Here is a 12,368-nt window from a genome sequence, read left to right as displayed (position 1 = left end):
ATGAATTAATTCAAATTCAGATAGTCCTTAATCGTTTTAAGAACTCCGAAGCTGTCATTGGTACATGCTTCAAAATTAGCTACCTCTTTTACATTCGGATGGGCATTTTTCATGGCGTAAGAATATCTGGCATTCTTCAGCATTTCTATATCGTTCATATAATCTCCGAAAGCCATCGTATTTTCAGGAGAAATCCCCAACGATTTCTGAAGGATTTTCAAAGCGTTCCCTTTATTGATATCCTTATTCATAACGTCCAGCCAATACTCCCCGGAGACTACCACTTCAAGACCGAATTCTTCAAATCTTTTAAGGGCCGGATACAGATATTTTTCGGAACCTTCAGGATGATATACTGCTATTTTAAAGGCGGTATCATCAATTTTTTCTGTCAGATCATCCTTCTTCATGTTTTCAGTATAGTATTTGGAGAAAAAATCTACAAACTGCTGATCTTCGGTTTCGTAATAAGCCATCTTTTTAGCTGAAAGTACGGCTTTTGCACCCGGTATTTCGCGGACAGCTTTGATGATCTCAACAATATACTGATATTCTAGTGTATCGGCGAAAAGCTCCTGATCTTTATAAATTATATAGCCTCCGTTTTCAGCAATAAAACCAATCTCACTTTCTATTTCTCCGAAATAATGGGTAATGCCCGGCATCTGTCTTCCGCTTGCGGGTACAAAAACAATATTTCTTTTTTTCAGTTCCTGGTAAACATCCGAAAACTCAGGGCTCATTTCATGGCTGGAATTGAGAAATGTCCCATCCATGTCCGTCACAATTAATTTAATCTGTTCCATATTCTTTTCAAAGATATTGATTTATTATTTTTTCCTGTAATGAATGGTGAAGGTTTCTTAATATTGTTACACTTGTTCCGGATAATATCCCATGCTGCCGTCATTTCGTATTGATTTCCTGCTCAAGATATTTTTCAGCATGTTCTTTTATCTTTATGGTTTCTGAACATATGCGCATCGACAATGAATATAGAATGTAAAATATGTTAAAATCTTCCGGACTTGCAGCTTTCAACCCGCTAAAAGAGGTATATTTGTTAGCCTCACCTTCATTTTTTACCGTTGCAGGTGTTGGCGTTCAAGAAGCTATTGCTTCTTTTAAAATCAATGAATTCTTTTTTTATTTAATAATTAAATACAATTTGTTTAAAAATGAGTAGCATAACACCTATCAGAGATCCGAAGACAGATCATCTTATTTCACCGGAAAATTCAGCACTTATCCTTATCGACTATCAACCGTTACAGGTTAACTCCGTAAGATCTATGGATCACGAGCAATTGGTAAAAAATATTTCTACAGTTACCAAACTTGCCAAAGGTTTCAATCTTCCGATCGTGGTGACCACCGTAAATGTGGAAAGTGGCATTAACAAACCTACCATTAAACATCTTAAAGACCTTGTTCCGGATGTAAAGGAAATTGACAGAACTACCATGAACTCGTGGGAAGACCAGCAGTTTCAGGATGCAGTAAAAGCGTTGGGCAAGAAAAAATTAATCATTTGTGCATTGTGGACCGAGGTTTGTCTTTGTTTTCCGGCTCTTGATCTTTTGAAAGAAGGTTACGAGGTATACACTATTGTAGATGCTGTGGGCGGAACTTCTGCCATAGCACACGAAACGGCATTGAGTAGAATGCAGCAAGCGGGTGTACAGCTTTCTTCGGTAACACAATTGGCTTGTGAACTGCAAAGAGACTGGAACCGTTTGGATACCAAACCTGTTTTCTTTAATTCTTTAATGGAAAACGGTTCTTTTTTTGTAGAAACATTGCGTTGGTAAGTGTACTTAACATTTAATAATTTTGGTCTGAGTAATCTTCAGACCTTTTTTATTTGTAGTCTACATGCTTGCCGATCATATTAATTCTCCCGGGTAAAAAAATATATTCCGGATATTGATTTATTATTTTCTCTTGTAATGAATAGTAGAAAGGTTTCTTAATATTGCGGCACTTTGTTCCGGGGTAATGTCCCGCTGAGCCTCAGCCAGCATTTCGTATCCTACCATAAATTTTTTAACTTCCGCACTTCTGAGTAACGGCGGATAAAAGTGCATATGAAAATGCCATTCCGGATGTTCTTTGCCATCTGTAGGCGATTGGTGAATCCCCGCAGAATAAGGAAATGAGGTTTCAAAAAGGTTGTCATAGATCGTGGTCAAATCCTTGAGCACAGCGGCAAAAGATTCTTTTTCTTCTTCAGAAAATTCCGCAATATTTTCTCTTTTCTGTTTACTGATAATCATTGTTTCGTAAGGCCACGACGCCCAAAACGGCACCAATGCGGCAAAGTGTTCATTTTCTGTGACAATGCGCTCACCAGCCGCCATTTCCTGCTCAAGATAGTCTTCCAGTAATGTTTTTTTATTTTTTTCAAAATAAGACTTCAACTGATCCTGGGTTTTCTGAACCATTGCCGGAACGGACGACTGTGCCCATATCTGGCCGTGCGGATGAGGGTTGCTGCAGCCCATGATGCTTCCTTTATTTTCAAAAATCTGAATATAATTGATATGATCCAGAGCCGCCAGCTCATTGAACTGCTCCTGCCATACATCCACCACATTTTTAATATGTTCCACAGACATTTCCGGTAAGGTAAGACTATGATTTTCGGAAAAACAAACCACCCTGTTGATTCCCCGTTCCGGAAGAAGGGTAAAAAATCCTGACTGTTCCTCAGAAAATTCAACTTCTTCATTCAACAAGGCTCCAAAGTCATTGTTAAAGACATAGGTTCCCTGGTACGCAGGGTTTCGGTCTCCGTTAGCACGAATATTTCCTGAACAGAGATAGCAGTCCGGATCGTACTCGGGACGGTTTTCTTCTGCTGTTTCTTCTCTCTGCCCCTGCCATGGACGGTTTGCCCGCTGCGGAGAAACCAGCAACCATTCATCCAAAAGAGGATTGTATCTTCTGTGGGGATGTTTTTTAGGGTCAAATGATGTATTCATTGGTGTATTCTTTTATCCCGTCTGAAATTTTAACCTGGTAAACTTTCATCTGAATATTAAAATGTTCAAGATATTTTTCACTGATGGTTTTAATCACTTCTTCAGCTCTGTTTTCCTGAATCAGGTTGATGCTGCAGCCTCCAAAGCCACCTCCCATGATTCTTGCTCCCAGCACCCCTTCCTGTTGCAATGTGTTTTCTACCAAAAAATCAAGCTCATTACAGCTGACTTCAAATTCAGTGGACAATCCGGCGTGGGTTTCCGTGAGAAGTGTTCCCAGATATTCAATATTTCCTTCCGAAATTGCTTTGGCCGCCATTTCTACTCTTTGGATTTCTTTCAACAGATAGAGACATCTTTTATATGAAATATCTCCCATTTCTTCCTTTGTATGATCAAGCATAGACAATGTAAAATCCCGGAATTTTTCAATTTCAGGGAAATTTTTCCATAAGACTTTTTTACCATGTTCTACATCTCTGCGTCTTTCGTTATAGCCGGATGTCAGATGACTATGCTTTACACAGCTGTCAAAAAGCAGCAGGCTGTATCCTTTAAGGTCAGCATCAAAATATTGATGCTCCAGGGAATTACAGTCGAGCATAATTACCTTATTTTCCTTTCCGAAAACGGAGGCAAACTGATCCATAATTCCGCACTGAACTCCTGCAAAAGTATGTTCTGATTTTTGCCCGATTACCGCGATTTCTTTTTTGGTGAGATGAAGATCAAAAAGTTCATTGAGGATATAGGCAAAACCACATTCAAGGGCTGCCGAAGAAGAAAGTCCGGATCCCATCGGAATGGTACTGCTGAAGACAATTTCCATTCCGCAAAATTGGTTTTCCGACTTCTGCAACTGGCTGAAAACACCCAGAATATAATTCATCCACATTTGCTGTACAGGTTTTACTTCTATTGTGACATCAAATGTATATTCTTCTCCTAGGTCTTTGGCTATAATGGTACAAAAATTAGACTGTGGCAGTTTACGGACAGCAAAACAAATGTATTTATCTATGGCAGCGGGCAATACAAAACCGTCGCTATAGTCTACATGCTCACCGATAATATTAATTCTCCCGGGAGAAAGGAAGATGTGTTCTGGCTCTGCTTTGAATTCGGCCTTAAACTTTTGTAGGGTTGGGTTAATTAACTGTTCATGCATATCAATATCTGGGTGCTCTAAAGTATAAAACTACTGAATTTATAACAGAGAAATTATACTTTTTCTGCCCAATCTTATTTCATTTTTTGTGAATCTTTAATAAACTGGTCTAATCCTGAATCTGTCAGCGGATGTTTGAGTAAAGATAGTATCGGAGCCAGCGGACAGGTCACCACATCAGCACCGAGTTTTGCACAATTGATAATATGCATACTGTGTCGGACTGAAGCAGCTAATATCTGAGTAGTAAAAGCATAATTGTCATAAATCTCTCTGATTTCTGAGATGAGATGAAGACCGTCTGTAGAAACATCATCGAGTCTTCCCAGAAACGGAGAAACATAAGTAGCCCCAGCTTTGGCTGCCAATAAAGCCTGACCGGCTGAGAAAACAAGAGTGCAATTGGTTTTTATTCCCTTTTCAGAAAAATACCTGATCGCTTTAATTCCGTCCTTGGTTACAGGAACTTTTACAACAATCCGTGGATGTAATGCAGCAAGCTCTTCCCCTTCTCTAATCATTTCTTCAAAAGTAATTCCGAGTACTTCCGCACTTATATCTCCATCAGCAATTTTACAAATATCCAAATAGTGATTATGGATATTATGCTTTCCCGAAATACCTTCTTTCGCCATCAGCGAAGGATTGGTGGTTACTCCATCCAGAACTCCAAGGGTGCTGGCTTCCTCTATCATCGCCAGATTGGCAGTGTCAATAAAAAATTTCATAGATATGACTGTTATTTATAAGTGTTAAATTTACACTTATATTTTAATAAATCATAATCCGGAGGCTAATTTTCAGATTTTCATAAAAATTACTCCATAAAGTAATTAAATTCTTTCCGGTACTGAGAAGGACTTTTTTGGATATAGTCTTTAAAAGTCCTGTTAAAGTAGCTGAAGTTATTAAACCCTGATTCAAAGCAAACTTCTGTGATACTCAAAGGCTGTTCTGCCAGAAGCTTAAGGGCATGGGTAATTCTGTATTCGTTAACAAACTGCGTAAAGGTTTTATTGGTGATTTTTTTAAAATACCGGCAAAAAGACGGGACTTTCATATTGGCAAGATCAGCCACTTCTTCAAGGGTTATGGCTTCTTTGAAGTGATCTTTAACGTAATTGAATATAAGATTGATTCTTTCATTGTCTTCAACCTGTGTCTGAAGGTAATATTTTCCTGCATTTAAAATCCTGTAATCCTGAGTCACAGAAAGCTCGTCCAATATTTTCAGAAATCTACACAGCTTGTCCAGAGATGAAGCTTCATGCATCTCAGTAATCTCTTTCCCGATTATTTTCTTCACCTCTTCCCCGAATACGATTCCTGCTTTTGATTTTTCAAGCAGCGCTGAAATCCTTTGCATCTCCGGCAGGTCCCAGATAGGCTCTCCTAAAAAATCGGGTTTAAACTGAATGACCATTTCATACTCATTATGCGTACTTTCATTGGTCAGTCCGCAATGTGGAAGGTTGCTTCCTATCAGGACAAGATCACCCTCCGAGAAATAAGAGATACTACTTCCGATCTGTCTTTTCCCGGAACCTTTGCATACAAAAATCAGCTCAATCTCAGGATGATAATGCCAGACATGGGATTTTATATTCTCATTGGTGAGAAATTTCAGGCTGGTAAAACTGCTTCCTATGGTTGGCCTTATCGCCTCAAAAGAAGGATTTACATGTTTCATAGAGCAAAAACAAATAATTTCATATGCAAAATTAACAAATAATACATCAATATCATTAAACAAGGTTAATATAGTACACAAATATGAAAATTTAATTATAGCCTGAGAACTATTGCTGCCATAGCTTTGCAATAGTAATCCTAAAAGCGTTAACCCATGAGCACATTATTAAAAGCCGTATTTTTTGCAGGAGCCTTATTGGTTTCAGCAAATGTAATGAGTAAGGACAGAGATTTTTCCCTTTCCTTTGGAAACGTACAAGACAAAACATTGAACTTTGAGCTTTCAAATGCTAAAAGTGTTTCTGTTTTTGTTTATAACACTGCACATGACGAGCTGTTTTTCGAAAATCTTGCAGATGGAGATCATCTGATAAAGTCTTACGATTTTCAGAGCTTTACGCCAGGAACCTATTATCTGGTAGCAGAATCAGAAATGAAGATAGAGAAATACAAAATCAAAATCAATGCTGATAATGTAATGGAGGTGGAAAAAACACCTGTAAGTGCTGTGCATAAGCCTGAATATACTATTTCCGGGCATATGGCAAAACTTCACATGTCTGATGCGAAAGGGCCTGTAAGCATTTCAGTATATGATCTTTCCAATACAACATATTATACTTCAAACAAAAAATATGCTGACGGCAAAGTGGATATCACTTTTGATCTTGACCCGAAAACAGCAGATCAATATATCATCCAGGTTGAAGAAAACGGAAATGTTTTTAATAAAATAATTTCTCTCCGATAAACAGGAATATATACAGATAGATTGACATATCGATCATTCCAAATTATTTTGGATTAAAATTTTACTTACAGTTTATTGTTTTGAGGCAGCTCCGTTCCGATCAGGAAAAAGAGCTGCCTCATTTTTAATTGTGATGCCCCATGTCCAATTTGATCTTTTTCAGATCTTCCAGCTTATGAACAGGACGTTCTATATCGTAAGGAATCGGTTTTTTGGAAAAAGTCTGGAAATACAGCAGGCAGGCATCTTTCCACCATACCGCATCTTTTGACTGAATTCTGAGCTTTGACTGAACATCAGAAAATCGCTCTTTGTCTAAGTAAGGTTCCATTCTATCCCAAATTTTCTGATATTCCCTTACTTTTTTCACTCCTGAATCATAGGTATAACACAGCTCATCCCATAGGGTTTTCCCATCTTTCATTGTATAATCCCATGGAACATGATGAAACCACAGGATAAGATTTTCCGGGCAGGTTGAAATGTTTCCATATCTTTCATTAAGCGGTGGAAAATACTGTGAAACAGCATTACTTCCTGTTTTTGTTCTGTTGAAACCCAATCCCTGAGCATCAGCCTGATGGTAATAGACTGGTGACCAGTCTGGTCTTCCGCCTTTATAATCTCCCCACGGTTCAGGGCCATAATGATGTCCTCCCGCAAAGATATGGTGCAATCCTAAAGGCATCATGTAATCCACAGCGGTTTCTCTGGAAGAAAGCATGATTTCTTTTACCGGATTCAGGAAGTTCTGATCGTCTGTGAAGGTCATTTTAATCCATTCATCGGCAATCTGCTCTGAACTCAGCTGATGATTCCATGCCAATCTCCCGAATGCATACCAGTTGGCCTGAGCAAAATGATGTCCCGTCCAGTTGGTATCTTCCCCGATATTGGCAACGGCTGAAATAGCAGTAATTTTTGCAGGTCTTAAGGTACCGTCTGTAATTTTAGCAATTGTAGAGCCCTGGCCGTCAGAATAGGTATCGCTATCCAGTGTTTCCTTGAATAAAGGAGCCAGAAAAACGAGATGATTTGAAAAACCCAGATATTCCTGGGTGATCTGAAATTCTACCATTTCGGAAGTTTTTCTTAATGCTCCGAAAAGAGGATTAAACGCTTCACGGGGCTGAAAATCAACCGGGCCGTTCTTGATCTGAATAATCACATTATCCCTGAATTTACCGTCCAGAGGAACAAACTCAAGATAAGCCTGTTTGGCTCTGTCGTCTTTGCTCGGGCTATAGACAAAAGCTCTCCACATGACGATCCCACTGTAAGGTTTTAAGGCATCGGCCATCATATTGGCTCCGTCTGCATGGGTTCTTCCATAATCCTGAGGTCCCGGCTGTCCTTCGGAATTGGCTTTCACCAGAAATCCGCCGAAATCGGGAATCAACTTGTAAATTTCAGCAGTTTTATCTTTCCACCATTTTTGTACATCTTTATTCAATGGATCTGAATTTTGTAATCCGCCCAGCACTTTAGGTGAAGCAAAATTCACTGAAAGATATACCTTGATGCCATAAGGTCTGAAAATATCAGCCAGAACCTTGACTTTTTTAAGATAGTCTTCCCTAAGCATATTCGGAGATGCATTGACGTTATTTAAAACAACGGAATTGATTCCTATAGAAGCATTTGCTCTTGCGTATTCTTCATAGCGCGGAGAAATTTTCCCTGGCAGATCTTCCCATTTCCAAAGTGATCTTCCTGCGTATCCTCTTTCAATACTTCCATCCAGGTTATCCCAATGGTCCAGAACTCTTACATCGTATGATGGTTTTTCAACAGTATTTAAATGAGACAGATCTGCCTTTGTCTGCTGCAATCGTAAGATATGATAGACTCCATACAACAATCCTATTTCTTTGCCTGCGGAAATAACAATTTTTTCAGAGTTGGAAATAATCCTGTACCCGTCTTTCAGGTTTTTGTCTTTGTTTTCTGTACGAAGTTCCACCGCTTGTCCCTGCCAGTGGCTGCTCAGCTCTTTTCTGGCAATATTCAGGGTAGGACTGCTGCCTTTGGAAATGATTTTATCTGCCGATATTCCGTTTTTTGCAGGAAACCGAAGCCAAAGCTGACTTCCGTCCTCCGCAAAAACCAGTAACGGAATGATCAGAAAAAATAGAATGTTGAGTCTCAGATATCGCATTGAAAAATTTTAAGTTATTAAAGATGACTATGACTGGCCTTCCAGACCTTCAATCGTCTTGATTTTGCCTTCCTGATCGTATTCCAGTTCAATTACTTTCATACTTCTCAGCCATGTTTTACCGCCACTCGGAACTGAATCATGAAAAAACAGATACCATTTTCCTTTGAACTCCACGATGCTGTGATGGGTTGTCCATCCTACCACCGGAGTTAGAATTTCACCCTGAAAAGTAAACGGCCCGTAAGGATTATCTCCGGTTGCATAGCAAATCAGGTGGGTATCTCCTGTAGAATAAGAGAAATAATATGTACCGTTGTACTGATGCATCCATGATGCTTCAAAAAAGCGGTGCTTATCCCCATGAAGCAGTGGCTTTCCGTTTTCATCGAGGATCACAACATCTTTAGGAGTTTCCGCAAATTCAAGCATATCATCGCTTAGCAAAGCTACCTTTGAATGGATTGCAGGTTCATTATTTTCAGGAATTACAGCAGATTCAAGTGCTTTATTATCTCTGTAGCGTTGTAATTGTCCGCCCCAGATTCCTCCGAAATACATATAATATTTTCCTTTATCTTCAAAAATGCAGGGATCGATGCTGTAACTGCCCATCATCGGATGTTTCTCAGGAATGAAAGGCCCGTAAGGTTTGTCACTCACAGCAACACCTATTCTGAAGATATCATTCTGATCCTTCAAAGGAAAGTACATATAATATTTCCCGTCTTTGAAGGCTACATCGCAGTCCCACAGCTGTCTTCCTGCCCATGGAATATCTTTTACTGAAAGGACTACACCATGGTCTTTTATTTCACCGCCGTCCACATCATCCATTGAGAAGACATGGTAATCATTCATATCAAAATGATCTCCGTTATCATTTTCTTCAATTCCGCTTTCGCGGTCGTGAGAAGGATAGATATAGATTTTATCTTCAAAAACGTGAACGGAAGGATCTGCCATATAATCTTCCGGAAATAAATATTTTGATTTTTTCATTAAGTAAAAATTCTATTGATTTTAATTTTTCTCTGCCAGCTTTATTATTTTTTGTACTACAGGTTTTTCCTTGTCTTTCCTGTCAAACAGTAACGGATAATCTGTTCTCCCTTTCACCGGGAAATCATTTTTCCAGGACTGCTTATCGGTAACACCCCATAAGGTTACCCTTCTTATTTTGTCTTTTTGTTTCAAAAACAGGCCAAAGAAATCAAGGTAACGTTTTTCCCACTTCATTTCTACTTCTTTGGGAAGTCCTGTGGTGTAAGGATTCATTTCTTTCTGATAGGCAACAGTGTCCGAAACATTGGCAGAGCTTCCCCAAGGAGAAGGCAGTGCACTAATTTCCAGCTCTGTAATATTGACCTTAACTCCTGCACTGGAATACGCCAGAATTGCTTTTTCATATTCATCTATAGAAGGGTTATCCATCCCGACATGAGCCTGCATTCCTACCCCATCAATACGAATTCCTTTTGATTTAAGTTTCTCAACCATTTTAATAACGGTTTTTACCTTTTCCGGATACCATTCATTATAATCGTTGTAATATAATTCAGCATTGGGATCGGCTTCCTGCGCATACTGAAATGCCAAAGGAATAAAATCTTCACCCAGGATTTCGTAAAATTTACTTTTTCTATAGGATCCGTCTTCAAGGATGGCCTCATTCACCACATCCCATCCTTTTACTTTTCCCTTGTAACGGGAAACTACGGTTGTAATGTGGTTTTTCATGCGCTGTTTCAATACTTCCGCAGAAACATCCTTTCCGTTGCTGTCTGTAAAAAACCATTTTGGAAGCTGGGAATGCCAGATTAATGTATGTCCGATGATGAACATATTGTTTTTCATCCCGAAATCAACAAATTTATCAGCATCATCAAAAAAGAACTTCCCTTCCTGAGGCTGCAGAAACATCGATTTCATGCAGTTTTCGGCCACAATAGAGCTGAATTGTTTTTTGATAATAGCTGCTGCTTTCTGATCTGTTCCGGCAATCTGAGGAAGATTCATAGCGGTCCCGATATAGAATTTGTCCTGAAATGCTTTTTTTAAAGTAACGTCGGATTTCTGCGCCGACAGCCCGGAAACGGTAATAGCCGCCAAACCAATTAAAATACGTTTCATAGTAATCGTTTTATTTTCTTCTTTCAGCCAGATCTTTTTCAATCTGAACTTCCATTTTTTTGTTGATTTTATAAAATAAAAGCAGTCCGCATGCAATGAAAAACGGTATGGACGGGAAAATACTCACCAGCATTTTAGCTCCTGCTGCCACTGTTTCAGGCTGAATCACCTGTTCATTTCCATGTACAGAAATGTATCCATATTTTCCGATGATCAAAGCGACCAGAGAGCTTCCGATGCTGAGACCAACTTTCAATCCTACCATCATGGCAGAAAAGATAATAGCGGTTGCCCTGCGGTTGTTTTTCCACTCCGAATAGTCAGCCACATCAGCAATCATAGCCCACAAAAGCGGTGTGCTGATTCCGTAAAAGAAGCCATGTAAAACCTGTGATAAAAACATAATCCCCACTGCTTTCGGAGGATAGAATATAAAAGCAAGGACAAACAAGGTAGAAATGAATAATGACGCTATAAAAGTGTCACGCTTTCCAAAGCGGTCTGCCAGTTTTTTAGAGAAGGTAATCCCTACGATCATCATCACAATTCCTCCTGCATTAAACAATCCGAAACCTGCAGACTTTGGGTCTTCCCCAAAGAAATTCATCCCTGCAGAATTAAAAAATGCTGTAATGGGTGAAATAAAACTTTTGAGTGCACGCTCATCCACATAGTTGTTAAAATAATATACATAAGATCCCCCTTTCATAGCCAGTGTGATAAATATAAATGCTGTTACTGTCAGCATAATGATCCATGGCCTGTTTTGGAATAAATCTTTTAAATCTTCTTTCAGACTTGATTTCTGCTCCGGCTTGGGAATGATTCTTTCTTTAGTTGTAAAAAAGGTAATCAGGAGCATGATGGATCCGATCACCGCCAGCCATGTCATAACGGTCTCGATTCCCTGTGCTTTATCTCCGTGTCCTACATATAGAATGATAGGCAACATAAATACCTGTACAAAGAACTGTGCGAACATCACAGCTACAAAACGGTACGAAGAAATACTGTTTCTTTCCCCCATATCCCCTGTAATAACACCGCTCAAAGCAGCATATGGTAAGTTATTGGATGCATACAATAACAGTAATAATGAATAGGTAACCGCAGCATAGATCATTTTACCCTGATAGGAAAAGTGAGGCGTGCTGAAGGCCAAAAGTGCTGCAATACCAAGCGGTACAGCAGTAAATAAAATCCATGGACGGAATTTCCCCCATCGTGAACTTGTACGGTCTGCCAGTGCTCCGATAAGCGGATTAAAGCTAAACCCGGCAATTAAACCTACAGTAAGGGTAATGACAGAAGCATCTTCTGCTTTGAGTCCGTAAATATCTGTATAAAAATAAGTAAGGTAGGTTACCAAGGTCTGAAAAACAAGGTTGGCCGCCAGATCTCCCAGGCTATACCCTACTTTCTCTACTACCGATATTTTTTGTGGCTGTTTATCCATTGATTTTGATAAGGTTTTCTATGTTA

General features: G+C 39.2%; 12 protein-coding genes. 3 read left to right on the top strand and 9 right to left on the bottom strand.

Translation table 11 applies throughout. The features are described 5' to 3' along the window. Window positions 1-5: 5 nt before the first annotated feature. Window positions 6-806, bottom strand: coding sequence for an HAD family hydrolase (locus FN817_RS02025; RefSeq protein WP_142716500.1), 801 nt, complete (start codon window positions 804-806; stop codon window positions 6-8). A gap of 203 nt (window positions 807-1,009) precedes the next feature. Between FN817_RS02025 and FN817_RS23015 the strand changes: the two genes are divergently transcribed. Continuing rightward, window positions 1,010-1,186, top strand: a complete 177-nt coding sequence (locus FN817_RS23015) for a hypothetical protein (protein ID WP_167498798.1) — start codon at window positions 1,010-1,012, stop codon at window positions 1,184-1,186. After that, entirely contained in the window at window positions 1,179-1,811 is a 633-nt protein-coding gene (locus tag FN817_RS02020) for a hydrolase (RefSeq protein ID WP_142716499.1), read from the top strand. Before FN817_RS23015 ends, FN817_RS02020 begins: the two co-directional genes overlap by 8 nt. 123 nt (window positions 1,812-1,934) lie before the next feature. Here FN817_RS02020 and FN817_RS02010 read toward each other — a convergent pair whose 3' ends face one another. The 4 genes from FN817_RS02010 to FN817_RS01995 form a co-directional block, all read right to left on the bottom strand. Beyond that, on the bottom strand, window positions 1,935-2,984 hold the full coding sequence (locus FN817_RS02010; RefSeq protein ID WP_142716498.1) for a UDP-glucose--hexose-1-phosphate uridylyltransferase: 1,050 nt from the start codon (window positions 2,982-2,984) through the stop codon (window positions 1,935-1,937). Beyond that, entirely contained in the window at window positions 2,968-4,152 is a 1,185-nt protein-coding gene (gene galK, locus FN817_RS02005; RefSeq protein ID WP_142716497.1) for a galactokinase, read from the bottom strand. The genes FN817_RS02010 and galK overlap by 17 nt, the downstream gene beginning before the upstream one ends. Before the next feature lie 74 nt (window positions 4,153-4,226). Further along, entirely contained in the window at window positions 4,227-4,880 is a 654-nt protein-coding gene (fsa, locus tag FN817_RS02000; protein ID WP_142716496.1) for a fructose-6-phosphate aldolase, read from the bottom strand. A gap of 89 nt (window positions 4,881-4,969) precedes the next feature. Continuing rightward, entirely contained in the window at window positions 4,970-5,842 is an 873-nt protein-coding gene (locus tag FN817_RS01995; protein ID WP_142716495.1) for an AraC family transcriptional regulator, read from the bottom strand. A gap of 156 nt (window positions 5,843-5,998) precedes the next feature. On the opposite strand from FN817_RS01995, the gene FN817_RS01990 reads away from it, so the two are divergent. After that, a complete protein-coding gene (locus FN817_RS01990; protein ID WP_142716494.1) occupies window positions 5,999-6,595 on the top strand; it encodes a hypothetical protein in 597 nt (198 codons plus the stop codon). A 124-nt stretch (window positions 6,596-6,719) separates the two neighbouring features. On the opposite strand, the gene FN817_RS01985 is transcribed toward FN817_RS01990, so the two are convergent. The 4 genes from FN817_RS01985 to FN817_RS01970 are packed head-to-tail and all read right to left on the bottom strand — an operon-like array spanning window position 6,720 to window position 12,342. Next, entirely contained in the window at window positions 6,720-8,753 is a 2,034-nt protein-coding gene (locus tag FN817_RS01985; RefSeq protein WP_142716493.1) for an alpha-glucuronidase, read from the bottom strand. A gap of 27 nt (window positions 8,754-8,780) precedes the next feature. After that, window positions 8,781-9,755: a glycoside hydrolase family 43 protein gene (locus FN817_RS01980; protein ID WP_142716492.1), complete on the bottom strand. Its 975-nt coding sequence runs from the start codon at window positions 9,753-9,755 to the stop codon at window positions 8,781-8,783. 21 nt (window positions 9,756-9,776) lie between these two features. Further along, window positions 9,777-10,886 (bottom strand): endo-1,4-beta-xylanase, encoded by a 1,110-nt coding sequence (locus FN817_RS01975; RefSeq protein ID WP_142716491.1) that lies wholly within the window; start codon window positions 10,884-10,886, stop codon window positions 9,777-9,779. Window positions 10,887-10,896: 10 nt separating this feature from the next. Continuing rightward, window positions 10,897-12,342 carry an MFS transporter gene (locus FN817_RS01970; RefSeq protein ID WP_142716490.1) on the bottom strand — a complete coding sequence of 482 codons (1,446 nt, stop codon included), beginning with the start codon at window positions 12,340-12,342 and terminating at the stop codon, window positions 10,897-10,899. Window positions 12,343-12,368: the final 26 nt, after the last annotated feature.

This window comes from Chryseobacterium rhizoplanae (assembly GCF_900182655.1).
Classification (GTDB): Bacteria; Bacteroidota; Bacteroidia; order Flavobacteriales; family Weeksellaceae; genus Chryseobacterium; species Chryseobacterium rhizoplanae.
This window is presented reverse-complemented; position numbering and strand designations above follow the sequence as displayed.